The organism is Streptomyces sp. NPDC045998, assembly GCF_056430285.1.
Genome location: NZ_JBWKLJ010000002.1, coordinates 65,989 through 91,360, shown reverse-complemented (window position 1 = coordinate 91,360; position 25,372 = coordinate 65,989). Strand labels below are relative to the sequence as shown.

The following is a 25,372-nucleotide window of genomic DNA, read 5'->3' as shown; positions in this document are numbered from 1 at the left end:
CCCCGAGGAAGAGCTCCCCTTTCCGGGCACGCGGACACGCCCGGAGCGGTGGGCCGCTCCCACGGACGTGCCTCCGGTCCGAAGCACGAGATGCGCATGCCCGGGGCTTGCCCGAGCAAACGCGTCGTTGCACTGATTCCACTGTCCTCGCGTTTCCGCGGATCGGCACCCGGTACCCGGGGCTGTGCTGCCTGTACGGCGGCGATGGCTACCCAGCGGTTCACTTCGGGAGGTACGCAGATGAGCAAGGACGTCGCCGACCAGATACTGGCGCGGCTGCGCGACTGGGGCGTCGAGTGCGTGTTCGGCTATCCGGGTGACGGGATCAACGGTCTGATCGCCGCCTGGGGCCGCGCGGAGGACCAGCCCCGGTTCATCCAGGCGCGGCACGAGGAGATGGCCGCGTTCCAGGCGGTCGGCTACGCGAAGTTCGGGCACCGCCTCGGGGTGTGCGTGGCGACCTCGGGACCGGGGGCGATCCACCTGCTCAACGGGTTGTACGACGCCAAGCTGGACCACGTCCCGGTGGTGGCGATCGTGGGGCAGACCCACCGCAGCGCGATGGGCGGCTCGTACCAGCAGGAGGTCGACCTGCACGCGCTCTTCAAGGACGTCGCGTCGGACTTCCTCGCAGAGGTGAACGTCCCGGAGCAGATCCCCAACGTGCTGGACCGCGCCATCCGCACGGCGTACGGCCGCCGCTGCCCGACCGTGATCATCGTGCCCGGCGACGTACAGGAGCTGCCGTACACGCCGCCCTCGCACGAGTTCAAGATGGTGCCGTCCAGCCTGGACCGCAGCGCGTGGACGGCGGTGCCGGCCGACGAGGCGGTGGAGCGGGCGGCCGAGGTCCTCAACTCCGGGGAGAAGCCCGCGATCCTCATCGGGCAGGGCGCCGCCTCCGCCCGCGCCGAGGTGCAGCAGGTCGCCGAGCTGCTGGGCGCGGGCGTCGCGAAGGCGCTCCTCGGCAAGGACGCGCTCTCGGACGAACTGCCCTACGTCACGGGGTCGATCGGCCTCCTCGGCACCCGGCCCTCCTGGGAGCTGATGCAGGAGTGCGACACCCTGCTGACGATCGGCTCCTCCTTCCCGTACAGCCAGTTCCTGCCGGAGTACGGGCAGGCGCGGGCCGTGCAGATCGACATCGACCCGCACATGGCGGGGATGCGCTACCCGTACGAGGTGAACCTCATCGGCGACGCGGGCGCCACCCTGCGCCGGCTGATGCCGCTGCTGCGGCGCCGGAAGAAGCGGGCGTGGCGGGAGAAGGTGGAGAAGTCCGTACGCCGGTGGGAGGAGGTCATGGAGCGGCGCGCCGCCCTGGGCGCCGACCCGGTGAACCCCGAGTACGTGGCGCGGGCCCTGTCGCCGCTGCTCCCCGACCGTACGCTGCTGACCTCGGACTCCGGCTCGGTCGCCAACTGGTACGCGCGGCACATCCGGATGCGCGGCGACATGCGGGGCTCGCTGTCGGGGACGCTCGCCACGATGGGCTGCGGGGTGCCGTACGCGATCGGCGCCAAGTTCGCGCACCCGGACCGGCCGGTGGTGGCGCTCGTCGGGGACGGCGCGATGCAGATGAACGGGCTGGCGGAGCTGATCACGGCCGCGAAGTACCGCCACCGCTGGGAGGACCCGCGGCTGGTCGTCGGCGTCTGGAACAACCGGGACCTCAACCAGGTCACGTGGGAGCTGCGGGCGATGGGCGACGCGCCCTCGTTCCTGCCGTCGCAGGAGCTGCCGGACGTGCCGTACGCGGCGTTCGCCGAGTCCATCGGCCTGACGGGCATCCGGGTGGAGAAGCCGGACGAGGTGGTGGACGCCTGGGAGGAGGCGCTGGCGGCGAACGGCCCGGCGGTCGTCGAGTTCGTCACCGACCCGTCCGTGCCGCCGATTCCGCCGCACGCGACCTGGCAGCAGATGGAGTCGACGGCGGCGGCCCTGCTGAAGGGCGACCCGGAACGGGGCGCGGTGGTGAAGCGGGGCCTGAAGGCGAAGGTGCAGGAGTTCCTGCCGGGCGGCAAGTCGTAGCAGCCGGACGCAAAGGCGAGTAAGGCGAAGGGGCGCGCGGGCGTCGAAAGGGATGGGGGTCCCCCGCCGAAGGTAGGGGGAGCGCGGAGGGTCGTGAGGAACTGGGGGTCCCCCCGGCCGGAGGCCAGGGGGAGGCCCGAGCACGATCGACCGTCGACGCACGCTCAAGCGCCCCGGAGCCGAACCGAGCCCCATGTAAAACGGTCTTCGGGCGCGGACCGCCGTCCGCGCCCGAAGACCTGTCACCCCATATTCACCCCGTGGCCGCTCGGCCGTCCCGGCGGGTACCCGCGCCGGCGGGTCCAAACCCCGGGTTTGCGACCGCCCCGTCGGGTACCCGCCGGGCGTCCGGAGAGGCACAGAGTTCAGACGTGGAGGGTGCCATGGAGCGAGGGAGCGGCGGGCTCAGCCGTCGACGCGACGACGAGATGAAACACCAGCTCCAGGGGCTGCTGAGGTCGGGGCACCCCACGAGGACCGAGGAGTGGCACGACCCGGAGCCGGTGGCGGAGGACGACCCCGACGTCCCGGCCAGCAGGGTCACCGCCGACCGGTTCGAGGCGCTGCGTCTGGAACTCGGCCGGTATCTCGCGCGCACGCCCTTCCCGGCCCACCGTGGCGACCTGCTCCGGGTGCTGCGCGAGCGGCACGCCCCCGACCGTCTGGTGGAGCTCGTGTCCGAGCTGCCCGGTGACCCGACGTACCACAGCGTCCAGGACGTGGCGGTGGCCGTGCGGGGTGCGTGACGGAGGGCATGGGGGCGGCCCGCACGGGTACTCCGGGCGGCGGCACGCGCGAGCGGGACGGGCAGGGAAGGCGGACTGGGAAGGCGGACAGGGACATGGCGCAGCGGGCGCGGCTCGTGCGGGACGTCATGACGCCCGGTGTGGCGACCGTGCGGCCGGACGCCTCGCTCGTCGAAGCGGCGCAGGTCATGCGGGCCCAGGACATCGGAGACGTGCTCGTGGCGGAGGGGGACCGGGTCCTCGGCATGGTCACGGACCGCGACATCGCGGTGCGTGCGGTGGCCGACGGAGCCGATCCGCTCACCGTCAGCGCCCAGTCCGTGTGCACCCCCGACCCCGTGTGCGTGACCCCCGAGGACCCCGTCGCGGACGCCGTGGAGCTGATGCGGCGCCACGCCGTCCGGCGGCTGCCGGTCGTGGAGGACGGGCGGCCGCTCGGCATGGTGGCCCTCGGCGACCTGGCGGTGGCGCGGGACCCCGGCTCCGCCCTCGCCGACATCAGCCGGGCCGAGCCGAACACATAGACGACCACGCGAGTACAGAGGAAGGGAGCGAAGAATCGTGCGCGTAGCGTTTCTCGTGGCGCCGGAGGGCGTCGAGCAGGTGGAACTGACCGACCCGTGGCAGGCGGTGGCCGACGCCGGTGACACCCCGGTGCTGGTGTCGACCGAGTCGGGCAAGATCCAGGCGTTCAACCACCTGGACAAGGCGGACACGTTCCCGGTCGACGAGACCGTCGCCGACGCGTCCGCCGCGGACTTCGGCGCGCTCGTCCTGCCCGGCGGCGTCGCCAATCCGGACTTCCTGCGGATGGACGAGCAGGCGGTCGCCTTCGTCCGCGCGTTCTTCGACGCCGGGAAGCCGGTCGCGGCGATCTGCCACGGTCCGTGGACCCTGGTGGAGGCCGATGTCGTACGGGGCCGGACCCTGACGTCCTGGCCGAGTCTGAAGACCGACATCCGCAACGCCGGCGGCGAGTGGGTGGACGAACAGGTCAAGGTCTGCGAGGCGACGCCCAGCACGCTCGTCACGAGCCGCAAGCCGGACGACCTCAAGGCGTTCTGCGAGGCGTTCACCAAGGTGTTCGCCAAGGTTGCGCGGGGCTGACGCCCACGCCCCGGCCGGGCTCCTCGTCCCGCGCGGCGGACGAGGAGCCCCTTACTCGGACGCGGATGCGGGTGCGGATCCGATCCCGTCCATGGAGGTGACCCCGATGGCGAACACCCTGCTCGCGCGGCACGCCGAGGCTCTGGAGGTGTTCGGCGCGCGCGTGCACGCGGTCCGCGACGACCAGTGGGACGCCCCGACGCCCTGCACCGAGTGGACGGTGCGCGACCTCGTCAACCACCTCACCGGTGAGCAGCTGTGGGTGGTGCCGCTGGTGCGGGACGGACTGACGATCGAGGAGGTCGGCGACCGGTTCGACGGCGACGTGCTCGGCGACGACCCCGTCGGGGTGTGGGACCGGGCGGCCGCCGAGGCCGTCGAGGCGTTCCGGGAGGAGGGGGCCCTCAGACGTACGGTCCACCTCTCGTACGGCGAGACACCGGCCGAGGACTACTGCCACCAGATGGTGGACGACGCCGTCATCCACGCCTGGGACCTGTCCCGGGCGATCGGCGCGGACGAGCACCTGCCCAAGGCGCTCGTCGACTTCACCACCCGGGACATCGCCCCGCAGGCCGCCGGACTGTCCAAGAGCGGCCTGTTCGCCCCGCCGGTGACGACACCGCCGGGCGCCGACGCGCAGACGAAGCTGCTGGCCATGGTCGGCCGCAAGGTCTGAGGGCCGCCCGCCCGGCACCCCGTCCGCAACGGACGACGACGTCCATGACGTGCGACGTATGACGCACGACAACGCACGACGTATGACGCACGACGCACGACGCACAATCCGGCCTCCGGGAGGGAGCCATGCAACTCTCGTTTCTCACCGCCCTCTTCGACCGCCCCGGGCCGTGGGCGAGCGTCTATCTGGACACCTCACGGGTGGACGAGTCCACCAAGGAGCGGCGGGCGCTCCAGGCCAAGGAGGTCTGTCACGAACTCCGGTCCCAGGGGTGCGACCCGGAGACCGAGCGGGCCGTGTACGAGGCGCTGACGGACGAGCCGCGCCCGCCGGGTGAGGCCGGGCGGGCGGTGTTCGCCGCGCACGGCGAGGTCGTCCTCGACCCGCCGCTGGGCGTACGGCCCCCGTGGCCGTCCGAGGTCACCTGGTCGGCGCTGCCGCACCTGGGCCCGCTGCTGGACCTGTCGACGCAGGAGCCGGTCTGCCTGGTCGCGTACATCGACCGCGCCGGAGCCGATCTGGAGCTGCGCACACCGCTCGGCGGGCGTCCGGCCGGCCATGTGGAGGGCCGCTCCTGGCCGTTGCGCCGCCATGGGACCGCGGACTGGTCCGAGCGGCACTTCCAGCTCAAGGTCGAGAACACCTGGGAGGAGAACGCCGCCGAGGTCGCCGAGGCCCTCACCGCGTGCCAGCGCGAGACCGGAGCCGATCTGATCGTGCTCGCCGGTGACCCGCGCGAGCGGCGCTCCGTGCACGAGCGGCTGGCCCCGGACATCCGGGCGCTCACCGTGGAGAGCGACCACGGCGGACGCGCGGCCGGCGCGAGCAGGCGGCTGCTGGACGAGGACGTGGAAGCCGCCCGCCAGGAGCACATGCGCCGCCTGGCCGCCGAGGAGCTGGACCGGTTCCGGGCCGCCCGCTCCACCGGCGGCGGCCGCCCGGAGGGTGCGGCCGAGGGCGTGCCCGCGCTGATCGAGGCGGCCCGGGAGCACCGGATCGCCGAGTTGCTGATCCGTACGGAGGGCCCGGACGCGCACCGCGAGGTGTGGGTGGGCGCGGAGCCGGACCAGATCGCGGTGCGCCGCAACGAGACGCAGTACCTGGGCGAGACCGAGCCCATGCCGGCCCGCGCCGACGACGCGCTGATCCGCTCGGCGGTGATGACGGGGGCGGAGGTGCTGCGGGTACGGCCGGAGATCGAGGACGAGGTCCCGGTCGGTGGCCTGGGCGCGCTGCTGCGCTGGCCGTACGACGAGAGCGAGCGGGAGAGGGAGGTGGAGCCGGCGTAGTCCCGCGGGTCCCTCCCGCGGCTGAGCGGGGCTCCGAGAGGCCCTCCCGCGGTGGAGCAGGCCGGGTGCCGCCCGCGGGTGGCGGCGCCCGGCCGCCTGCGTGCGCCCGCGTGCGCCGTTGTCGGCTTCGTAGGCCCTGGAAGGGGTAAGCGCCTCCCATGCCCCATGACCATGCCGCCCACACCACCGCGCAGGCCGCCGACCCCGTCCGTTCCCGCGTCACCGCGCTGCTCGGCGCCTGGGACCGGGACGTCTTCCACCGGGTGGCCACCCGCCACTGGCCGGGCGCCGAGCCCCTGCTCCCCCGGCTGAGCCGCAGCGCCAACCACGGGATGCTGTGGTTCGGCGCGGCGGCCGGGATCGCGGCGCTCGGGCGCGGGGCGCGGGCGCGGCGGGCGGCCGTGCGCGGGGTGGCGTCGCTCGCGGTGGCGTCGGCCACCATCAACACCGTCGGCAAGCGGTCGGTGCGGCGGGCGCGCCCCGTGCTGGACGCCGTGCCGATGGTGCGGCGGCTGAAGCGGCAGCCGATCACCACGTCGTTCCCGTCGGGCCACTCGGCGTCGGCGGCGGCCTTCGCGACGGGCGTGGCGCTGGAGTCGCGGGGCTGGGGGGCGGTCGTGGCGCCGGTGGCCGCCGCCGTGGCGCTCTCCCGGATCTACACGGGCGCGCACTACCCGAGCGATGTGCTGGTGGGCGCGGCCCTCGGGGTGGGCGCCGCCTTCGCCGTACGCGGCCTGGTGCCGACGCGGTCGCAGCTCCCGGCGCCGGGGCGGCCGCACGCCGACGCGCCCGCCCTGCCGGGCGGGGCCGGCCTGGTGGTCGTGGTCAACGAGGAGTCGGGGTCGGACTCCGCGGCGGCCGCCGCGCTGGTCCGGGACGCGCTGCCGCGCGCGGACGTGCGTGCGTGTGCCCCGGAGGCCGTGGAGGAGGAGCTGGAGGCGGCGGCGGATCGGTGCCGGGCCCTGGGAGTGGTGGGCGGCGACGGCACGGTCAACCGGGCGGCGGCCGTGGCGGCCCGGCACCGGGTGCCGCTGGCGGTCTTCCCCGGCGGGACGCTCAACCACTTCGCGTACGACCTGGGCGTCGAGTCCGTCCACGACACCTGCCGCGCGCTGGCCGCGGGTGACGCCGTACGGGTCGACCTGGGGCGGTTCACGCCCGGCCCGGACGGCGCGGCCCACGGTTACTTCGTCAACACCTTCAGCCTGGGCGTGTACCCGGAGCTGGTGCGGCTGCGGGAGCGCTGGGCGCCGCGGATCGGCGGCTGGCCGGCCGGGGTGCTCGGGGCGCTGCGGCTGCTGCGCGGCGAGCACCCGCTGGAGGCCGAGCTGGGCGGCGAACGGCACGCGCTGTGGCTGCTGTTCGCCGGCAACTGCCTGTACCGGCGGATGGGCCCGACCCCCGGGCACCGCGCCGAGCTGGCGGACGGCCTGCTGGACGTGCGGGTGGTACGGGCCGGCCGGCTGCCGGGGCTGCGGCTCCTGGCGGCGGTCCTCGCGGGCCCGCTGAGCCGCTCCCCCGTGCACGCGGCGGTGTCGCTGCGGCGGCTGCGGATCGCGGGGCTCGCACCCGGCACCGTCCTGGCGTACGACGGCGAGGTGACCGAGGCGCCGCCGGAACTGCTGGTCGACAAGGAGGACGAGGCGCTCACGGTCTACCGGCCGCAGGTACGTGCCTAGGGAGCGCCCCCTCACCGGGCCAGCGCGGCCGCGTCCCCCATCACGATCACGGGCTCCTTCGCCGGGTCGAGGGCGAGCAGCAGCTCCCGCATGCGCTCCAGGGGCAGAGAGACGCAGGCTCGGGTGGGGCCGCCGTGGTCGACGTGGATCCACACGCCGCCGCCCTTGGCGAGGCCGAGGGGGCGGGTCTTGTTCAGGGGCGTGGTGCCGGGGACGCGGTTGTAGTCGATGGCCACGACGTGGTCGAAGGAGCCTTCGAGCGGCTCGCCGAGGAACCCGGTGCCGGACATGTTGAACTCCTCGTCCTGGTCGTAGGGCAGCCGGGTGCCGGGGTCGGGCAGGCGACCGCCGGCGTCGCCGATCCGGAAGACGCCGATGGGCGTGCGCAGGTCGTCGGCGTGGTGGTCGTCGGTCCAGCCGCGCAGGGCGTTGTGCGCCTGCCACGGTTCGGTGACCGGGTGCCAGCCGCGTACCGGGTCGTGCGCGTACAGGACGGCGGTGGAGCGGGAGGAGTCGGGGCCCTCGCCCGTGACGACGAGCGCCTGCCGGGTGGTGGCCGGAATCCGCGCGCGGGTGAGCGGCCCGATGCCGGGGAGCTCGGCGGGGCGGGGGGCGAGCGCGGGCGCCGGCTTGGCGGGGGGCCCGGGCGCGGGGGCGGTCGCGGCCTGCGCCGGGCGGGCCGTGGGGGCGGAGGACGGCTCGGCGCATCCGGTGAGCAGGAGGCCGGCGCAGAGGGGGGTCAGCAGCGCGGCGAGGAGGGGCATGTCCGATCTTGTGGCCATGAAACACGATGATCGGCCGATCGTCCCGCTCCCGCACGGCGGTGACGGCAGACGGGCGGTACCCCGCCCTGGGCCGTGTACACGTTCGAATCGGGGGAACCCGAAGGATGGAGGTGCATTATGGTTCCCATCCTTCTGGTGCTGCTACTCATCCTGATCCTCTTCGGCGCCGGGTTCGCGGTGGAGGCGCTGTGGTGGATCGCGGTGGCGGTCCTGGTGATCTGGTTGCTCGGGTTCCTGTTCAGGACGACGTCGGGCGGCACGCGGTCCCGCTGGTACCGCTGGTAGGGGGTGACGGTTCGGGGATCACAGCAAGGGGCCGAGCGGTCCCAGATCGATGTTCAAGTCCTCCGGCGCGAGTCCGAACCTCGTCCGGAGGACTTCCATGCGGTCCTCCAGCAGCATCAGGGTCAGGCCGATCCGTTCCTCCTGCTCCTCGGTCAGCTCCCCGCCCTCCACGCGGCGCAGCGCCTGCCGCTCCATGAGCTGACGCAGGAGCTCGACGACGGTGAGGACCAGCCGGGCGAGGTCGCGCTCGACGGTGTCGGGGTCCAGCTCGACGCGGCGGCGCGGCTCGCTCATGCCCGCTCCCCCACGATCTCCCCCGCGATCTCCCTCGCTCCCTTCCCGGTGGTCTGCCCGCTGGTCTGCCCGGCCGGCTCCCACGGCGACGGCACCTGGGCGCTCACCGAGCTGACCAGCGCCTTGAGGTCGACGCGTACGAGGTCGACGTCGGCGATGCTCAGCGTGAGGTCGCCGCTGATGACCACGCCTCCGGCGAGCAGCCGGTCGAGCAGGTCCACGAGGGCGATCCGCCGCTCTTCGACGCTCACGCGGCCTCCTCCTCCGCGATCCCCGCGAAGGAGTACGGCGCCCAGGGCCCGGTCAGCTCCACCCGGACGCCCTCCTCGGACGCCCCCCGCACCAGCTGGACGAAGCCCTCGCCGCGCTCCCGGTCGATGAGGTAGGCGGCGTTGAGGACGTTGACGCCCCCGGCGCCGGACAGTTTGGCGTCCTGCGGCGGGTGGACGGTGGCGGCCTCCGCGTGCCGGGAGAGCTCGTCGTGCAGGCGGCGCGCCAGGTCCTCCGCGCGCCGCAGCCCGGCCTCCTGGCCGCGCCGCTGCCGGAGCCGGCGGCGCAGGTAGTCGCGTCCGCCGCCGGCGGCGGGCGCCGCCGCGGGCTGCCGGGGTTCCTGCCGCGGTTCCGGCTCGGATTCCGGTTCCGGTTCCGCGTACACCTTCACTCCCCACTCCACCCGGCCGTCCAGCCGCTCCAGGGCGCGGGCGAACCGGTCGTGGCCCTCCTCCAGCAACCGCCGCACGCCGCTGTCGTCGCGGCACACCGTGGCGAGCCGCAGCGGGAGCGGGCAGGTCACGGTGGTCAGGGCGGCGATGACCGCGTCGTGGGCGCGCGCGGTGGCGGCCAGCCAGTCCAGGTCCTCCAGGCGCGCGCGCAGCGGGGCCTCGTCGAAGTCCTCGGCGGGGACGGCGCCCACCACGGCGACGAGGTCGCCGTGGCGGAGCAGCCGCGGCGGCTGGTCCCCGATGGCGCGGAGCCCCTCGGGCAGGACGCCGTCGAAGGGCCGGCACACGGCGTAGACGTACCGCAGCCGCGGGGTGCGGGGGGCGGCGGGGGTGACGGTCATGCGGTGCGCTCCTCCAGCTCGGCGATCCGGCGCTGCAACTCCTCGTTCTCGCGGGCCAGTTCGCGCTGGCGGGCGCCCGAGGAGAGGGCGGGGTCGCTCTCCCACCAGTCGATGCCCATCTCCTTGGCGCGGTCGACGGACGCGACGACGAGACGCAGCTTGATGGTCAGCAGCTCGATGTCGAGCAGGTTGATCTTGATGTCGCCGGCGATCACCACGCCCTTGTCGAGGACGCGTTCGAGGATGTCGGCGAGGTTGGCGCTGCTGCCTTCGGCGGCGTACGGGCTTGGAAGGCCCCGGCTGGGGGTGGTCATGTCGGTCTCGTACCCTTCTCCAGGCGGTCGAGGAGCTCGTCCTCCCGGCGGTCGAATTCCGCCTCGTCGATCTCGCCCGCCTCCAGCATCTCGGCGAGGCGGGCGAGTTCGCGCTGTACGGCGGCGGGGTCGTAGTACTGCCGCTCCGCCTCCGCCACCACCTGGCGCAGCACCCAGGCGGTGCCGCGCAAGGGGGCGGCGGGCAGCAGGAGCAGCTCACCCAGCAGGCCCATACCGGAGCCTCTCCCCTCTACTCCACGAAGCTGTACGGCGGCAGCGGCCCGTTCAGGTGCAGCTGGAGGTGGCCGTGGTGCTTGGCGAGGGCCTCACAGGCCGCGACGAAGCCGTCGGCGGCGTCCCGGTCCACGAGGAAGGAGATGTTCGCCAGCCAGCCGGTGGACTCGGGTCCGGGCCGGATGTCCGCGGCCTCGCCCTGCAGGGCCTCCTGGACGAGTACCGCGTCGCGCGCCTCGCGCTGCTTGACGGCGGCCGCCACCCGTTCGCCGAGGGCGATCTTCTGCTCGTAGGTGCCGCCGCCCGCCGCGCGGTTGGCCTCGCTGAGCGCCCGCAGGTCGGGGTCGTCGGCGAGCACCTGGTGCAGGACGGCGTCCTGGTCGTGGGAGGCCTTGACGTTGTACTCGACCTTGTTGTCGAGGGCGTCGAGCCGCTCCAGGTAGTGGTCCTGGCGTTCGGCGAGGACCGCGACGACCGTGTCGTCGTCGGGCGAGACGCCGCCGAAGCGCATGGGCAGCACCGGGCCGTCCACGCCGGCCCCGGCGAGCACGTTCTGGTGGGCGAGCAGGTCGCGCCGCTTGGGGCGCAGCTCCTCGGGCGCGTCGCTCACGAGCGCCGTCAGGCCGCCCTCCGTGAGGATCCGGACGGGCTTGGGCGGGTCGCCGATGCCGCAGGTCCCCTTGGGGAGTCCGGGGTGTGAGCTCCGTGTGATGCCGTAGACGTACGTGCTCACTTCTCCTCTTCCTCCTTCTTCCGCGACGACGAGCGGCTGGACGAACGGCTGAGGGTGTCGGACAGGGTCTCGGCGGCGCCCTGGAGGGCGCCCTTCGACTTGCCGCGCGCTCCGGACTCGGTCATGTCGTTGACCAGCTCGGGCAGGCCCGGGTTCTTGCGGGGGCCGGCCTCCAGGTCGAGGCGGTTGCACGCCTCGGCGAAGCGCAGGTAGGTGTCGACGCTGGCGACGACGACACGGACGTCGATCTTCAGGATCTCGATGCCGACGAGCGAGACACGGACGAACGCGTCGATCACGAGCCCGCGGTCCAGGACGAGTTCCAGGACGTCGTACAGGCCACTGGTACCGCCGGAACCGCCTCCGGCCGGACCGCCTGTCTGTGTGGCTACGGTCATGGTGTGGCTCCCTCCCTGAGGGGTTGTCAGTTGGCGCCTCAGCGCTGCCGGTCGGCCCGGCCGCGTTCGTAGCGGCGCACGCGCCGGTAGCCGGTGAGCTCGCCGTCCTCGTCGAGTTCGACGTCATAGGACGCGAGCAGGCTCATCGTCTCGGGGACGCGGGTCAGTTCGACCACTTCGACGGTCAATCTCCAGCCGTCGTCGGTGCGTTGGAAAGACGACACCGACTCGGCGGTCAGCCCGGTGAGTTCGGCGAGCTGTTCGCACGCGCGGCGCAGGGTCTCTGATGTGTTGGCCATGACTTCATGCGGGTTGCCGCCACAGGGAGCCCGCAAACACGGGAACGCGGATCCCGCAAGTCCGGACGGCGTCAATCGCCTCGGCGCAGGGCGTCGAGCCGCCCGCGGACCGTCGGTCCGAGGACGCGCGGCCGGGCCGCTTCGGCGTCCCAGGGCCGGGTGCGCGCCTGCTCCAGGGCGGTGCGCACGGTCCAGCGGCGGGCGTGCGTGGCGGGCTCGTCGAGCTGCTCCCACGTCAGCGGCGCGGCGACGGGTGCGCCCGGCAGGGCGCGTACGGACCAGGGCGCGACGGCGGTCTGGGCGTAGCCGTTGCGCTGCACGTCGAGGTAGAGGCGGCCACCGCGGGCCTGTTTGCGGGCGGCGGTGGTCAGCGCGTCGGGGTGGCGGGCGGCGAGGGTGTCCGCGACGTCCCGGGCGAAGGCGCGCACGTCGTCGTGGTCGGTGCGCCCGGCGAGCGGCACGACGACGTGCAGGCCCCGGGAGCCGGTGGTCATCGGCACGCCGGACAGGCCGAGGGCGTCGAGCAGCTCGCGCAGGGCATGGGCGGCGCGGCGTACGGCGTCGAAGTCGTCCCGCTCGGGGTCGAGGTCGAAGACCATGCGGTCGGGCCACCGGGGCCGGTCGGCCTTCGCCAGCCAGCGGTGCAGGGTGAGGGACGCCTGGTCGGCGAGGTGGAGCAGGGTGGCGGTGTCGTCGCACACGGTGTGGGTGACGGTGCCGCCCTCCTTGGGCAGCTCGGCGCGGTGCACCCACTCCGGGTAGGCGTCCGGGGTGTCCTTCTGCATGAAGCGGGGCCCGCCGACGCCGTCGGGGTGCCGCTCCAGCATCAGGGGCCGGCCGCGCAGGTGCGGCAGCATGAACGGCGCGACCGAGCGGTAGTACGCGGCGAGGTCGGCCTTGGTCAGTCCGTCGTCGGGGAAGAGGACCTTGTCGGGCCGGTGGACCTCCACGGTCCTGCGCCCGGCCCGCAGGGCGGTGCGGGTCTGGGTCTCTGCGCTCATCCGGAGCCCGTACCCGGCGTGCCGCCGGGTACACGGAACGCCCCGGCCGCTGCCCGCGGAGCGGGACCGGTCGGGGCGTCGCGGGGAGCGAGTCAGGCCGTCACGCCGCTCTCCACGGCCAGCTTCACCGCCGCGGCGGTCGAGTCGGCGTCGATGCCCACCGCGTGCAGCTGCTCCTCCGGTGTCGCCGAGGTCGGCATGGCGCGGACGCCGAGGCGGACCAGGCGCGGGGCCGGGCGGCCGTCGGAGAAGGCCTCGGCGACCGCGTCGCCCAGGCCGCCCTCGGGATGGTGGTCCTCGACCGTGATGAGGCAGCCCGTGGCGGTCGCCGCGGCGGTCAGCGTCTCGGTGTCGACGGGCTTGACCGAGTACAGATCGATGACGCGTACCGGGATGCCGTGCTCGGCCAGCAGGTCGGCCGCCTTGAGGGCCTCGTGGACCGTGACCCCGGCCGCCACGAGGGTGGCGCGGTCGTCGTCGCCGCCCCCGCGCAGGACCTTGCTCCCGCCGACCGGGAACTCCTCGTCGGGCCCGTACAGCACCGGGGCGTCGCCGCGCGAGGTGCGCAGGTAGCGGATGCCGGACAGGTCGGCCATCGTGGCGACGAGCCGGGCGGTCTGGTTGGCGTCGCACGGGTAGAGCACGGTGCTGCCGTGGACCGCGCGGAGCATGGCCAGGTCCTCCAGGCCCATCTGGGACGGCCCGTCCTGCCCGATGGCGACGCCCGCGTGGGAGCCGACCAGGTTGATGCCGGCGCGGCTGACGGCGGCCATGCGGATGAAGTCGTACGCCCGGGTGAGGAAGGCCGCGAACGTCGACGCGTACGGGACGTACCCGCGCGTCTGGATGCCGACGGCCGCCGCGACGAGCTGCTGTTCGGCGATGTAGCACTCGAAGTACCGGTCGGGGTGGGCCTTGGCGAAGAACTCGGTGCGGGTGGAGTCGCTGACCTCCGCGTCGAGCGCCACCACGTCGCCGCGGGCGGAGCCGAGTGCCTCGAGGGCGTGCCCGTACGCGGTGCGGGTGGCGACCGTGTCGCCGACGTCGTAGCGCGGCAGCTCGACGGTGCCGTTCCGGGTGTGCCGGGGCGCGCTCACGTCCGGCGGGCTCTGTACGGACACGTGGTGGGGGTGCGGGCCGCCCAGCTCCGCGATGGCGGCCTCCGCGTCCTTGAGCGGCTTGCCGTGGAAGCCCTCGCGGTCCTCGACCGCGGTGACGCCGCGGCCCTTGCGGGTGGCGGCGAGGATCGCGGTGGGCTGCCGGATGGTGGAGCGGGCCTCGGCGTAGGCGCGGTCGACGGCCTCGACGTCGTGTCCGTCGACCTCGACCACGTGCCAGCCGAAGGCGTGCAGGCGCCGGGCGTAGGCGCCGAGGTCGTGTTCGTGGCGCGTGGGCCCGCGCTGGCCGAGCCGGTTGACGTCGACGACGAGGGTGAGGTTGTCGAGGTGGTTGTACGCGGCGTGCTCGACCGCCTCCCACACCGAGCCCTCCGCCATCTCGCTGTCGCCGGACAGGACGTACACGCGGTACGGCGCCTGGTCGAGGCGCTTGCCCGCGAGCGCCATGCCGACACCGACGGGCAGGCCCTGGCCGAGGGAGCCGGTGGCCACGTCCACCCAGGGCAGCCGGGGCGTGGGGTGCCCTTCGAGGCCGCTGCCGAGGGTGCGGTAGGTGGCGAGCTCCTCGTCGTCGATGGCGCCGGCGGCCCGGTACATGGCGTAGAGCAGGGGCGTGGCGTGGCCCTTGGAGAGCACGAACTTGTCGTTGCCGGGGTGGTCGGGCCGGTCGAAGTCGTAGCGCAGGTGGTGCGCGAGGAGGACGGCGCCGAGCTCGGCGGCGGACATCGAGGAGGTGGGGTGCCCGGAGCCCGCGGCTGCCGAGGCCCGGACCGCGTCGACCCTCAACTGCTGGGCGAGTGAGGCGAGTTCTTCGTAGTGCATGTCACTCCTTGCGAGCGCCGGAGCCGGTCGCGGCGCTGCTGTCGGTGCTGCTCTTGGCGCCGCCGTTCCCGGCGCCGCTCTTGGCCAGTTCGGGGGAGGCGGTGTCCAGCGGTACCTGCCAGGAGCGGACCAGGCCCAGCTGGACGGCCTGCCGGGGCAGTGCCGCGTCCAGCAGCCAGTCCGCGGCGACCCGCACCCGGTTGCCCGGCATGGCGGCCAGGTGGTAGCCCCGGGTGACGGCCCCGGCGACGGGCCCGGACAGCGGGACGCCCATCGGGTTGGCGGCCGCCTTCACCCCACCGAGGTCGACGGCGAAGCCCATGTCGCTGTGGCGGTACGGGGCGGCCTCGCCGGCACCGAGGGACGCGGCGACGTTGCGGGCGGCGGTCTTGCCCTGCCGGGAGGCGTGCTGCGCCGTCATGGGCGTGTACTCGCCGGGCCGGTTCAGGTCGGGTACGGCGGCGGCGTCGCCGCAGGCGAAGACGTCGGGGTGGCCGGGCACGCGCAGCTCGGGCGTGACGACGAGCCGGCCGCGTTCGACGGGCAGGCCCAGCTCGGAGACGAGCGGGTCGGGGCGCACGCCGACGCACCAGATGAGGGAGCGCGTCTCGACGAAGTCGCCGTTGTCGAGGAGGACGCCGTCGGACGTGGACTCCTTGACGGAGGTGCCCATCCGCACGTCGACGCCCCGGGCGCGCAATACCTGGTCGGCGGTGTCGGAGAGCCGCTTGTCGAGCCCGGGCAGGACGCGGTCGGCGACGTCGAGGAGCATCCAGCGGGGGCGTACGCCCTTGGGCCAGGAGGGGTACTTGCGCGCGAGCGCGTCGGTGAACATCTTGCCGTGGGCGGCGACCTCCGTGCCGGTGTAACCGGCGCCCACCACGACGAACGTGCAGCGGGAGGTGCACTCGGCGGGGTCGCCGGCGGACGCGGCGAGCTCTATCTGCCGGGTGATGTGGTCGCGCAGGTAGAGCGCCTCGGGCAGGCCGCGGAAGCCGGTGGCGTGCTCGGCGACGCCCGGGATGGGCAGCAGCTTGCTGACGCTGCCGACGGCGAGGACGAGCCGGTCGTAGCCGAGCTCGCCGGTGGTGCCCTCGGGGTCGGTGTAGTGCACCTTCCGCCCGTCGAGGTCGATGTGGTCGGCCTCGCCCAGGACCAGGCGGACGTGCCGGAGCGTGCCGGGCAGCGAGACGGTGACCCGGCGGGGCTCCAGGATGCCGGCGGAGACCTGCGGCAGCAGCGGCAGGTAGAGGAAGTAGTCGGTGGGGTTGAGCAGCACGATCTCGGCGCGGCCGCGCAGGCTCTTGCTGAGGCCGCGGGCGGTCTGGTAGCCGGCGAATCCCGCGCCGACGATCACGATGCGCGGCCGGCGGCGGGACGGCGTACCGGCGGGCGGGTTGACGGACGGGGTCACAGCGCCTCCAGCGTCAGGTCGAACGGTGACGGGTCGAGTGGTGGCAGGTGGGTCTGTGTCGGATCGGTCGTCGTCGGATCGGTCGGACGGTCAGATCGGTCGGATCGGTCGGGCCGGGCGCCGACGGGTCGGTGTCCGACGCCGCACGAACCTTCCCGGTGCCCGTGCGTCCGCCTGCCAAACGCCGCCGCCCCGGCGGCGCAGCACCGCGCCGGCGCCCGCCGCGATCCCGGCGGCGGCTCCGGCCGCCGCGGTGGCCGGCACGGCCGGGTGGCGCAGCAGCACGGTGTCCGCGTACAGGTCGCGCGCCTCGGCGTCGAAGCGGCCGTGGGCGCCGAAGTCCTGGCCCAGCGGGCCGTCGACCGGCGCCCACAGGTTGCTGGGCGCGGGCTCGTCGGAGTGCGGGGCGGCCCCCTCACCGGCGCCGTCCCACGGCTCCTGCTGGGCGCGGTATCCGGTGCGGGCCAGGTAGCGGTCGAGCAGCGCGGGCGCGAGCGCGTTGGCGACGAGCGTCAGGGCCGTACGGGCGCCGACGCGGTACTCGCGGCGGCCGGGGTGGTCGGCGGCGTGCACGACGGCGCGGGCGGCGACCTCCGGCTGGTAGACCGGCGGGACGGGGCGGGCGCGGCCCGGCATGCGCGACAGCGCCCAGTCGAACTGCGGGGTGTTGACGGCCGGGAGCTGCACCATGGTGGTGCGCACCTTGCTGCCGGCGTGCAGCAGCTCGCAGCGCACGGACTCGTTCCAGCCCTGGACGGCATGCGTGGCGCCGCAGTACGCGGACTGGAGCGGGACGCCGCGGTAGGCGAGCGCGGAGCCGACCTGGACGACGGTGCCGTGGTCGCGCGGCACCATGCGGCGCAGGGCGGCGCGGGTGCCGTTGGCGTACCCGAGGTAGGTGACCTCGGTGACGCGGCGGAACTCGTCGGGACGGATCTCGGTGAAGGGGGCGAAGACGCCGACGAAGGCGTTGTTCACCCAGACGTCGATCGGGCCGAGCTCGCGCTCCACCCGGTCGGCGGCCTCCTCGACGGCCCGGGTGTCGGAGACGTCGACGGACACGGTCAACGCGGTGCCGCCGGCGGCGCGTACGTCGGCGGCCGCGCCCGCGAGCCCCTTCTCGCCGCGCGCGAGCAGCGCCACGCGGTCGCCGCGCGCGGCGAAGGCGCGGGCCGTGGCGCGGCCCACCCCGCCGCCGGCTCCGGTGATCACGACCGTGCGGGCGGCCTCGGCAAGGTTCGCGTTCATGGGCGGCGGGTACCCGGGCGTCCCGGCGGATAACGCCGGAGGGAGGAGGCCCGCATGCCCATGCCCGAGGCGTCCGGGGTCGGCGGTCAGGACGTGGTGGCGCTCTTGGAAGAGCAGCACGTACGGCTCCGCCGCCTCTTCGACGAGCTGACGCGGAGCGAGGGGAAGGCGCGCGAGGAGCGCTTCGGTGAACTGGCCGGGCTGCTCGCGGCGCACGAGGCCGCGGAGGAGGAGATGGTCCACCCGTTCGCGCGCGGCCGCATCGAGGACGGCGAACGGATCGTCGAGCAGCGGCTGGAGGAGGAGAAGCGCGTACGGGCGGGGCTGCGCGCCCTGGAGGAGCTCGGCGGGGAACTCGGCGTGGACGCTCCGGAGTTCGCGGAGCGGTGCGCGGCGCTGCGGCACGACCTGCTGGCCCATGCGGAGGCCGAGGAGCGCGAGGAGTTCGCCCGGTTGCGGGAGACCTCGGAGCACGACCAGCTGGAGAACCTCGCGAAGGCGGTGAAGGCGGCTCAGGCGGTGCCGCCTTCGCGGCCGGGCCGCGGAGCAACCCCTGCGACCAGATAGTGAGATGGGGGTCTCACCATCCGACACGTCGGCGTACGGTGACGGCATGACGGATGCTGTGTACACCCATGGCCACCACGAGTCGGTGCTGCGGTCCCACCGGTGGCGTACCGCCGCCAACTCCGCGGCCTATCTGATCGACCGGCTCCGGCCGGGCCTCGACGTTCTGGATGTGGGCTGCGGCCCCGGCACCATCACCGCGGACCTGGCCGCGCTGGTCGCTCCCGGCCGGGTGACGGCCGTGGACACCGCCGGGGACGTACTGGGCCAGGCGCGCGCGGTGGCCGCCGAACGTGGCCTGGACAACGTCGAGTTCCGCGTCGCCGACGTGCTCGCGCTGGACTTCCCCGACGACTCCTTCGACGTGGTCCACGCCCACCAGGTGCTCCAGCACGTGGGCGACCCGGTGGCCGCGCTGCGCGAGATGCGGCGGGTGTGCCGCCCCGGCGGTGTCGTCGCGGCGCGCGACAGCGACTACGGGGCCTTCACCTGGTTCCCCGAGGTGCCGGTACTGGACGGCTGGCTGCGGCTCTACCACCGGGTCGCGCGCGGCAACGGCGGCGAGCCGGACGCCGGACGACGACTGCTCTCGTGGGCGCGGCGCGCCGGCTTCACCGACGTCACCGCCACCGCCTCGACCTGGTGTTTCGCCACCCCGGAGGAGCGCGCGTGGTGGAGCGGCCTGTGGGCGGACCGTACGACCGCCTCGGTGTACGCCCGGCGCGCGGTCGAGGGCGGGTACGCGACCGAGGACGAGCTGGCCGCCATCGCGGAGGGCTGGCGCGCATGGGGCCGCGAGGAGGACGGCTGGTTCCTGGTGCCGCACGGCGAGGTGCTGTGCCGGGCGTGAGGCCCCACTCCGGCGAGCGGATCACGCGCTTCGGCGCCGTCAACTACCCTCGCCCGCATGGAGATCATCGGCGCCACGCTGCGCATCTGCCTCGACGACCCGAACACCCTGGAGGAGTCGGTCCTCTTCTACGAACGGCTCACCGGCAGCCCCGCGCTCCGCTTCGAACGCGGCGGTGTGTCGGTGGCGGCGGTGGGGTGCTTCCTGCTGATGACGGGCCCGCAGTCGGAGCTGGAGGTGCTGCGCAAGGTGGCGGCCACGATCGCGGTGGACGACGTCGACGTGGCGCGTGACAGGCTCGCCGAGGTCGGCGCCCGGATCGTGGCGGGCCCGGTGCCGACGCCGGTGGGGCGCAACCTGATCGCGGCCCACCCGGACGGCTCGGTGTTCGAGTACGTCGACCGCCGGCGCGCGTAACCACGCGGCGCGGGTGCGCGCCGCAGGTACGCGCCGTGGGGCTGGGTAGCCAGGCGGCAACGCCGTAGGGCCCGGCCGTTCCGACGGAGCCCCGCCGGAAGGGCCGGGCCCACCCATATGTCTCATATGATGCAATTAACGCTTTTCTGTAGCTTTGACAGTGGTGGGCACCGGAAAGAGTGAGCCCATGTCGGTCTACGTCTACGCGATCATGGCCGCGACCCACCCCCTCCGGCTCGACGGCGTGGCCGGGGTGGGAGACCCACCGCGGCCGCTCCGAGTGGTGAAGGGGTCGTCGCTCGCCGCCGTCGTCAGCGACGCGCCGGACGGACCGCGCGCCGAGCGCCGCGACGCGCTCGCCCACGAGACGGTCCTCGAAGAGCTGATGAGCCAGGCGACCGTGCTCCCGCTGCGCCTCGGCGCCCTCGCCCCGGACGACGAGTCCGTCCGCGACACCCTGGAGGAGCGCGCCGACGTGTACCGGGAGCGGCTCGCGGCCCTCGACGGCTGCGTCGAGTTCCACCTGGAGGTCTCCTGCGACGAGGACGTCCTGCTGCGCGAAGTGCTGCGGCAGTCCGACGACGTGCGCCGCATGAACGACGAGGTGCGTGCCGGGCGCGGCGGGCAGGAGCTGAAGCCGGCGCTCGACGAGCTCGTCGCCCGGGAAGTGGGCGCCCGCCACGAGTCGTTCGGCTCCGGCATCGTCGAAGCGCTGCGCCCGCTGGCGCGCGAGACCAAGGTGTCCGATCCGGCCGGGGACGACTTCCTCGGCGCCTCCTTCCTCGTCGAGCGGCCCCGGCAGCAGGAGTTCGCGGCCCGGGAGGCCCAGCTGGCCGACGAGTACGGCGAGGACTTCGACTTCCGGATCCACGGGCCGCTTCCCCCGTACAGCTTCGTCTAGGGCCTGCCGGGGCGCAGCCGGGGTGCCGCCGAGACGACGCCATCCGCCCCGAGGAACCGTTTTGACCGGATTGGCCCGCGCCGCAGCGGGCAGACGCGGACTGGAGGTGACAGATATGAGCACTGAGAAGAAGGCGAAGAACGCCGGTCAGACCGCCAAGGGGAAGGCGAAGGAGGCCGTCGGAAGGGCTACGGGGAACGAGAGCCTGGAGATGGAGGGCCGGGCGGATCAGGCCAAGGGTGACGCCAAGCAGACGGTCGAGAAGGCCAAGGACACCTTCAAGCACTGACCGCCGGCGCTCCGGGTCACGGGCGGTGGAAGCGGGGAGACCCGCTTCCACCGCCCGTTCCTATGCGGCCGCGTCCGCGACCATGTCCGCGGTGATCGCCCAGCGCTCGTGGTCGCGCCACTGCCCGTCGACGAAGAGGAACGCGGGCGAGAAGCCCTCCAGCCGGAAGCCGGCGCGGCGTACGAGTGCGAGGGAGGCGGCGTTCAGCGGCTGGATGTTGGCCTCCAGCCGGTGCAGGCCCAGCGGACCGAAGGCGTACCGCAGCACCAGGCCGAGCGCCTCGCTCATCAGCCCGCGCCCGGCGGCGTGGGCGAAGGCCCCGTACCCGAGCGCGCCGCTGAGGAAGCCGCCGCGCACGATGTTGTTGATGTTGACGAACCCGGCGATGGCGCCGTCCGCGTCCCGCTCGCAGACCAGGAAGGACTCGCGGTCGTCCCCCTCGACGAGGGGCCGGGCGTAGCGGGCGTACGCGTCGGCGTCCACGGGCGGGAAGAGCCAGGGCCTGTGCAGCTCCCGGCTCTCCCTCGCCCGCGCGGTGAACTCGTCGGCGTCCTCGTACGTCAGGTGGCGCAGGGCCACGCGGGGGCCCTCGGTCAGGTACGGAGGGGCGGAGGAACGGATGCCGTGCATCCCGTCAGGCTAACCGGGCGATCAACGGACCACCGCCCCCGGGACCAGGACGAGTGGATCCTGGTCGCACGGGGGCGGTGGGAGCGGCCCTAGAGGTGAGAGGGCTCAGTGGTGGGTGAGGACCACCTGGCGCTCGTCGTCCGCGTCGTCGGCCTCCGCAGGGTCCGGGCGCTGGATGAGCAGGGCGGTGACGACTCCGACGGCGAGCAGCGCGAGAGCCGTGTACATGGCGTGCTGGTAACCGGCCTCGGTGACACCGCCCGCGTCGCTGCCCGCCGTGATCATGGCGGAGGCGAGGGCGATGCCGAGCGAGGCCCCGATGCCGAAGCAGGCGCCGTTGAGACCGGAGAGCGAGCCGGGCTTGTCCTTGGGGGCGGTGGTGACGGCGAGACCGTTGAGGCCGGTGAGCATGAAGCCGCCGTAGGTGACGCCGAGCGCGGCGAGGGCGGCCACCAGGATCCACTCGTTGTGCAGGAACAGCGTGGCGAAGACGAAGATGGCGAAGTTGGCGATCGCGCCGGCGACCACGATCGTGCGCCAGCCGATCTTCGGGCCGAGGCGGCCGGTCAGCGGGGCGGACACCACGCCGATCAGCTGGATGGGGGTGAGGAAGAGGACGGCGGCGGTGACGGCGGAGAGGCCGAGGCCGACCCGGGCGTCCTGGGAGAAGAGCGGGATGGTGAGCGCGATCGCGCCGAAGGCTCCGCCGAGGGTGCAGATCGTGGTCAGCAGCAGCGGCCAGGCGCGGCGCGAGGCGAGGACGTCGAGGTCGATGACCGGGTTGGCGGCGCTCTTCTGCGAGACGACGAAGAAGACGAGTGCGGCGACGCCGCCGATCAGGAAGCCCAGGGTGAGGGCGGAGGTCCAGCCCCAGGCGGCGCCCTGGGCGAGGCCGACGAGGATGCCGGTGAGGCCGAGGGCGAGGGCGGCGATGCCGCGCGAGTCGAAGCGGGCGTCGGCGTCGGCGGTGGGCGGGACGTCGGGGACGTACCGGCGTACGCCGAGGAGGCCGGCGACGGCGATCAGCGTGGAGCAGACGAAGATGCCGCGGAAGCCGATGGTGTCGGCGATCTGGCCGCCCGCGATGGCGTCGACACCGGCGAGGCCGCCGTTGACGGCGGTGATGATGCCGGCCGCCTTGCCGAAGCCGGCCGGGGTGAGCAGCTGGTTCAGGGTGAGGAAGGCGAGGGTGAACATCGCGGCGGAGACGCCCTGGAGGACGCGGCCCGCGATGAAGATCTCGATGTTCGGCGCGAAGACGCAGAGCAGGTTGCCGACGATCAGGACGACCGCGCAGAGCAGCATCATCGGCTTGCGGCCGCGCTGGTCGCTCAGGCGGGCGAGGGTGACCTGGCCGATGGCCGCCATGAGGAAGAACAGCGTCTGGGAGAGGCCGGCGGCCGCGGTGGTGGTGCCGAGGCGCTCGATGACATCGGGCAGGGCGGGGCTGAGCATGGTGGCGTTGATCTGGTAGCCGAGGACGGCGAGGACCATCGCCAGCAGCATGGGGCCGCGCCCCGCCAGGTCGGATGTGGCCGCTTCGGCTCCGGAACGCGTCCGGCCGAACGAGATGGACATGTCGGCCCCTTTGCCTTGGATGTCATGTCGAATGGCGCTTGTCAGACAAGCATTGCTGACACAGCCTGAGATCTACGCGCGTCGACGTCAAGACCTCCGAGCAAACTTTTGGCGTTTTCGCAGCTCAGATGAGAGGTACCTGGGAGGTTGTGCCATTGCCCGCCCGGGTCGGCTCGGCATAACTTGCAGACAAGTGAGCCGAGGAGGGGCAGTGGTGGTCAGCGCAGAGCAGCGGAGACCGGTCGTGGTGCTGTACGAGCGGATCGTGGACGCGATCCACGCGGGCACCTACCCGCCCGGCTCCACCCTCCCATCCGAGCCGAAGCTCGCCGCCGAGCTGGGCGTCAGCCGCCCGGCCCTGCGCGAGGCCCTGCTGCTGCTCCAGGAAGACGGCCTGCTGTCGGTGCGCCGCGGCGTGGGCCGCACCGTCAACGACCGGCCGCCGCGGCGCGGCTTCGAGCACATCCAGCCGCTCGAGGAGCTGATCGGCGCGGGCGCGCCGGTGCGCGTGCGGGGGCTGCTGCGCACGGTGGAGGAGCCGACGGACTTCACCACCCAGCACCTGCTGGCACCCGCCCGCGCCGAGCTGCGGTTCTGGGAGTCACTGCTGACGGCGGAGGGTACGGCGGCGGCGCTGAGCCAGGAGTGGGCGGCGGCGGAGGACGTCCTGGAGCGGGTGCACCCCGCTTTCGCCCGGGCCCTGGGCGCCCAGCCCGACCCGGCCGGTACGTCGATGCTCGCCGTGCTGACCGGCGCCTCGCGCGGCGTGCCGCTGTCCGCGCACAGCACCGTGACGGCGACGCTCGTCGGCCAGCGGCGCGGCGAACAGCTGGCCCGGTCGGCCGACACCCCGGCGGTACTGGTCACGCAGGTGGTGCGGGTGGGCGACACCCCGGTCATGGCGGCCAAGCACATGCTCCCGACGGGCGCGGCGGCGCTCCCGGTCCTCCAGTCGTCCTGACGGGCCCGGCGGGCCCTGCACGCCCCGACCGGGCCGCGCCAGCCACTCCCCGGGGCCGTGCCCGGCCCAGGGGGCGGACGCGCCCCGCCCGGCGGGGGCAGCCCCACAGGAGTCGCTGTCGCCCGCGTCACGGCGCCGCCCGCGCCCCTTGGCGTACACTCGCGCCCCATGCACTTGTCTGACAACCTCCCCGCCGCTGCCCCCGCCCCCGCCGACTGGATCGTGCGCGCCCCCAAGGCCGTCCTCCACGACCATCTGGACGGCGGCCTGCGCCCCGCCACGATCATCGAGCTGGCCCGCGACTGCGGCTACACCGGCCTGCCGACCGAGGACCCGGCCGCGCTGGCCGTGTGGTTCCGGGACGCCGCGGACTCCGGGTCGCTGGAGCGCTACCTGGAGACGTTCGCCCACACCTGTGCCGTGATGCAGACGCGCGAGGCGCTGTTCCGCGTCGCGGCCGAGTGCGCCGAGGACCTGGCGGCGGACGGCGTGGTCTACGCCGAGGTGCGGTACGCCCCCGAGCAGCACCTCGCCGCCGGGCTCACCCTCGACGAGGTCGTGGAGGCGGTGAACGACGGCTTCCGCGAGGGCGAGCGCCGCGCAGGCGGCCGCATCACGGTCGGCACGCTGCTGACCGGCATGCGCCACACGGACCGCTCGCTGGAGATAGCCGAGCTGACCGTCGCGCACCGCGAGCGCGGCGTGGCGGGCTTCGACATCGCGGGCGGCGAGATCGGCAACCCGCCGGCCCGCCACCTGCCCGCCTTCCAGCACCTCAAGCGGCACAACTGCCACTTCACCATCCACGCGGGCGAGGCCGTCGGCGCCGAGTCCATCCACGAGGCGGTGCAGGTCTGCGGCGCCGAGCGGATCGGCCACGGCGTCCGGATCACCGACGACATCGCCGAGGACGGCACGCTCGGCCACCTGGCCGCGTACGTCCGCGACAACCGCATCGCCCTGGAGGTCTGCCCGACCTCCAACCTCCAGACGGGCGCCGCGAAGGACTACGCCACGCACCCCATCGACCAGCTGCGCCGCCTCGGCTTCCGCATCACGCTGAACACCGACAACCGCCTGGTCTCCGGCACCACCATGAGCCGGGAGTTCCAGCACATGGCGGACGCCTTCGGCTACGGCCCCGAGGTCTTCGAGGAGTTCACGGTCGCCGCCGTCGAGGCCGCCTTCCTGCCGCTGCCGGAGCGCCGGCGCCTCATCGACGAGGTGATCCGCCCGGGTTACGCCGCCCTCGCGGCCGGCCGCTGACCCCCGGGTCACCAGCGCGCGCGCTCAGAGGTCGTAGCCCTGCGCGGCGAGCCACCGGTGCACGGCCGCCTTGTCGGCGACGCTGACGTGGGGCGGGCCGTGCCGGGGCGGGCCCTCGTCCCGGTTGAAGGCCGTCTCGGTGACGCGCGCGGTGACCCAGTCGGCCAGTTCGCGGGCGGCGGCGGGCGACAGCCGCCCCTGCTCCCAGCCGCGCCGCGCGTCCTCGGCGGCGCGCGGCTCGTACCGCGCGGCCTCCTCCAGCCATACGGGTACCAGGCGCTCGGCGACCTCTTCGTCGGTTTGGCTCATGGTGACAGGGTGACCGCCCGGCCCGCCGGTCATACCCGGGTGCGCCCGAACGGAGTCCCGCG

At 73.8% G+C, this 25,372-nt stretch carries 30 protein-coding genes and 1 pseudogene; 15 read left to right on the top strand and 16 right to left on the bottom strand.

The window, feature by feature from the left end; translation table 11 throughout:
* The first annotated feature begins 240 nt into the window (after positions 1–240).
* The 7 genes from AC07FJ_RS05345 to AC07FJ_RS05315 all read left to right on the top strand — a co-directional run bounded on the left by AC07FJ_RS05345 (position 241) and on the right by AC07FJ_RS05315 (position 7,534).
* Positions 241–2,031 (top strand): thiamine pyrophosphate-requiring protein, encoded by a 1,791-nt coding sequence (locus AC07FJ_RS05345; RefSeq protein WP_479045486.1) that lies wholly within the window; start codon positions 241–243, stop codon positions 2,029–2,031.
* A 383-nt stretch (positions 2,032–2,414) separates the two neighbouring features.
* Positions 2,415–2,777: a DUF2795 domain-containing protein gene (locus AC07FJ_RS05340; protein ID WP_479045484.1), complete on the top strand. Its 363-nt coding sequence runs from the start codon at positions 2,415–2,417 to the stop codon at positions 2,775–2,777.
* Between the two features lie 95 nt (positions 2,778–2,872).
* Positions 2,873–3,301 (top strand): CBS domain-containing protein, encoded by a 429-nt coding sequence (locus tag AC07FJ_RS05335; RefSeq protein ID WP_479045481.1) that lies wholly within the window; start codon positions 2,873–2,875, stop codon positions 3,299–3,301.
* Positions 3,302–3,338: 37 nt separating this feature from the next.
* Entirely contained in the window at positions 3,339–3,884 is a 546-nt protein-coding gene (locus AC07FJ_RS05330; RefSeq protein WP_479045479.1) for a type 1 glutamine amidotransferase domain-containing protein, read from the top strand.
* A 106-nt stretch (positions 3,885–3,990) separates the two neighbouring features.
* The gene (locus AC07FJ_RS05325) at positions 3,991–4,563 is read left to right on the top strand and encodes a TIGR03086 family metal-binding protein (protein WP_479045477.1); all 573 of its coding nucleotides are present in this window, start codon (positions 3,991–3,993) and stop codon (positions 4,561–4,563) included.
* Positions 4,564–4,691: 128 nt separating this feature from the next.
* Positions 4,692–5,855: a baeRF2 domain-containing protein gene (locus tag AC07FJ_RS05320; RefSeq protein ID WP_479045475.1), complete on the top strand. Its 1,164-nt coding sequence runs from the start codon at positions 4,692–4,694 to the stop codon at positions 5,853–5,855.
* A 158-nt stretch (positions 5,856–6,013) separates the two neighbouring features.
* The gene (locus tag AC07FJ_RS05315; protein ID WP_479045473.1) at positions 6,014–7,534 is read left to right on the top strand and encodes a phosphatase PAP2 family protein; all 1,521 of its coding nucleotides are present in this window, start codon (positions 6,014–6,016) and stop codon (positions 7,532–7,534) included.
* Between the two features lie 11 nt (positions 7,535–7,545).
* Here AC07FJ_RS05315 and AC07FJ_RS05310 read toward each other — a convergent pair whose 3' ends face one another.
* Positions 7,546–8,316, bottom strand: coding sequence for a hypothetical protein (locus tag AC07FJ_RS05310; RefSeq protein WP_479045471.1), 771 nt, complete (start codon positions 8,314–8,316; stop codon positions 7,546–7,548).
* Positions 8,317–8,436: 120 nt separating this feature from the next.
* On the opposite strand from AC07FJ_RS05310, the gene AC07FJ_RS05305 reads away from it, so the two are divergent.
* The gene (locus tag AC07FJ_RS05305; RefSeq protein ID WP_468283898.1) at positions 8,437–8,604 is read left to right on the top strand and encodes a hydrophobic protein; all 168 of its coding nucleotides are present in this window, start codon (positions 8,437–8,439) and stop codon (positions 8,602–8,604) included.
* A gap of 18 nt (positions 8,605–8,622) precedes the next feature.
* Here AC07FJ_RS05305 and AC07FJ_RS05300 read toward each other — a convergent pair whose 3' ends face one another.
* The 12 genes and pseudogenes from AC07FJ_RS05300 to AC07FJ_RS05245 all read right to left on the bottom strand — a co-directional run bounded on the left by AC07FJ_RS05300 (position 8,623) and on the right by AC07FJ_RS05245 (position 17,542).
* Positions 8,623–8,898, bottom strand: coding sequence for a gas vesicle protein K (locus AC07FJ_RS05300; protein WP_355363134.1), 276 nt, complete (start codon positions 8,896–8,898; stop codon positions 8,623–8,625).
* Between the two features lie 77 nt (positions 8,899–8,975).
* Positions 8,976–9,149, bottom strand: a pseudogene (locus tag AC07FJ_RS05295) (gas vesicle protein); the annotation flags it as partial.
* Positions 9,146–9,961, bottom strand: coding sequence for a GvpL/GvpF family gas vesicle protein (locus tag AC07FJ_RS05290; protein WP_479045468.1), 816 nt, complete (start codon positions 9,959–9,961; stop codon positions 9,146–9,148). The gene AC07FJ_RS05290 and the pseudogene AC07FJ_RS05295, both read right to left, overlap by 4 nt.
* Positions 9,958–10,275: a gas vesicle protein gene (locus AC07FJ_RS05285; protein WP_361415731.1), complete on the bottom strand. Its 318-nt coding sequence runs from the start codon at positions 10,273–10,275 to the stop codon at positions 9,958–9,960. Before AC07FJ_RS05285 ends, AC07FJ_RS05290 begins: the two co-directional genes overlap by 4 nt.
* Positions 10,272–10,508, bottom strand: a complete 237-nt coding sequence (locus AC07FJ_RS05280) for a gas vesicle protein GvpG (protein ID WP_361415733.1) — start codon at positions 10,506–10,508, stop codon at positions 10,272–10,274. Before AC07FJ_RS05280 ends, AC07FJ_RS05285 begins: the two co-directional genes overlap by 4 nt.
* A 17-nt stretch (positions 10,509–10,525) precedes the next feature.
* Entirely contained in the window at positions 10,526–11,242 is a 717-nt protein-coding gene (locus tag AC07FJ_RS05275; protein ID WP_361415735.1) for a GvpL/GvpF family gas vesicle protein, read from the bottom strand.
* Positions 11,239–11,640 (bottom strand): gas vesicle structural protein GvpA, encoded by a 402-nt coding sequence (locus AC07FJ_RS05270; RefSeq protein ID WP_468283908.1) that lies wholly within the window; start codon positions 11,638–11,640, stop codon positions 11,239–11,241. The genes AC07FJ_RS05275 and AC07FJ_RS05270 overlap by 4 nt, the downstream gene beginning before the upstream one ends.
* 38 nt (positions 11,641–11,678) lie before the next feature.
* On the bottom strand, positions 11,679–11,939 hold the full coding sequence (locus tag AC07FJ_RS05265) for a gas vesicle protein GvpO (protein WP_361415739.1): 261 nt from the start codon (positions 11,937–11,939) through the stop codon (positions 11,679–11,681).
* 71 nt (positions 11,940–12,010) lie between these two features.
* Positions 12,011–12,940, bottom strand: coding sequence for a non-homologous end-joining DNA ligase (gene ligD / locus AC07FJ_RS05260; RefSeq protein WP_479045463.1), 930 nt, complete (start codon positions 12,938–12,940; stop codon positions 12,011–12,013).
* 92 nt (positions 12,941–13,032) lie between these two features.
* A complete protein-coding gene (locus tag AC07FJ_RS05255; RefSeq protein ID WP_479045460.1) occupies positions 13,033–14,880 on the bottom strand; it encodes a transketolase in 1,848 nt (615 codons plus the stop codon).
* Between the two features lies 1 nt (position 14,881).
* Entirely contained in the window at positions 14,882–16,294 is a 1,413-nt protein-coding gene (locus tag AC07FJ_RS05250; protein ID WP_479045457.1) for an NAD(P)/FAD-dependent oxidoreductase, read from the bottom strand.
* A gap of 90 nt (positions 16,295–16,384) precedes the next feature.
* Entirely contained in the window at positions 16,385–17,542 is a 1,158-nt protein-coding gene (locus tag AC07FJ_RS05245) for an SDR family oxidoreductase (protein WP_479045455.1), read from the bottom strand.
* 54 nt (positions 17,543–17,596) lie between these two features.
* On the opposite strand from AC07FJ_RS05245, the gene AC07FJ_RS05240 reads away from it, so the two are divergent.
* The 5 genes from AC07FJ_RS05240 to AC07FJ_RS05220 all read left to right on the top strand — a co-directional run bounded on the left by AC07FJ_RS05240 (position 17,597) and on the right by AC07FJ_RS05220 (position 20,566).
* Positions 17,597–18,109: a hemerythrin domain-containing protein gene (locus AC07FJ_RS05240; RefSeq protein WP_479045454.1), complete on the top strand. Its 513-nt coding sequence runs from the start codon at positions 17,597–17,599 to the stop codon at positions 18,107–18,109.
* A 46-nt stretch (positions 18,110–18,155) separates the two neighbouring features.
* Positions 18,156–18,959: a methyltransferase domain-containing protein gene (locus AC07FJ_RS05235; RefSeq protein WP_479045452.1), complete on the top strand. Its 804-nt coding sequence runs from the start codon at positions 18,156–18,158 to the stop codon at positions 18,957–18,959.
* A 57-nt stretch (positions 18,960–19,016) separates the two neighbouring features.
* Positions 19,017–19,376, top strand: coding sequence for a VOC family protein (locus AC07FJ_RS05230; protein ID WP_479045450.1), 360 nt, complete (start codon positions 19,017–19,019; stop codon positions 19,374–19,376).
* A gap of 187 nt (positions 19,377–19,563) precedes the next feature.
* A complete protein-coding gene (locus AC07FJ_RS05225; RefSeq protein ID WP_479045448.1) occupies positions 19,564–20,277 on the top strand; it encodes a GvpL/GvpF family gas vesicle protein in 714 nt (237 codons plus the stop codon).
* A gap of 115 nt (positions 20,278–20,392) precedes the next feature.
* Positions 20,393–20,566, top strand: coding sequence for a CsbD family protein (locus AC07FJ_RS05220; protein ID WP_479045446.1), 174 nt, complete (start codon positions 20,393–20,395; stop codon positions 20,564–20,566).
* Positions 20,567–20,626: 60 nt separating this feature from the next.
* On the opposite strand, the gene AC07FJ_RS05215 is transcribed toward AC07FJ_RS05220, so the two are convergent.
* Positions 20,627–21,196 (bottom strand): GNAT family N-acetyltransferase, encoded by a 570-nt coding sequence (locus tag AC07FJ_RS05215; RefSeq protein WP_479045444.1) that lies wholly within the window; start codon positions 21,194–21,196, stop codon positions 20,627–20,629.
* A 105-nt stretch (positions 21,197–21,301) separates the two neighbouring features.
* Positions 21,302–22,774 carry an MFS transporter gene (locus AC07FJ_RS05210; protein WP_468283948.1) on the bottom strand — a complete coding sequence of 491 codons (1,473 nt, stop codon included), beginning with the start codon at positions 22,772–22,774 and terminating at the stop codon, positions 21,302–21,304.
* Between the two features lie 211 nt (positions 22,775–22,985).
* On the opposite strand from AC07FJ_RS05210, the gene AC07FJ_RS05205 reads away from it, so the two are divergent.
* A complete protein-coding gene (locus AC07FJ_RS05205; RefSeq protein ID WP_479045441.1) occupies positions 22,986–23,735 on the top strand; it encodes a GntR family transcriptional regulator in 750 nt (249 codons plus the stop codon).
* 168 nt (positions 23,736–23,903) lie between these two features.
* Entirely contained in the window at positions 23,904–25,001 is a 1,098-nt protein-coding gene (locus AC07FJ_RS05200; protein WP_479045439.1) for an adenosine deaminase, read from the top strand.
* A 24-nt stretch (positions 25,002–25,025) separates the two neighbouring features.
* On the opposite strand, the gene AC07FJ_RS05195 is transcribed toward AC07FJ_RS05200, so the two are convergent.
* Entirely contained in the window at positions 25,026–25,310 is a 285-nt protein-coding gene (locus tag AC07FJ_RS05195; RefSeq protein WP_479045437.1) for a hypothetical protein, read from the bottom strand.
* Positions 25,311–25,372 lie beyond the last annotated feature (62 nt).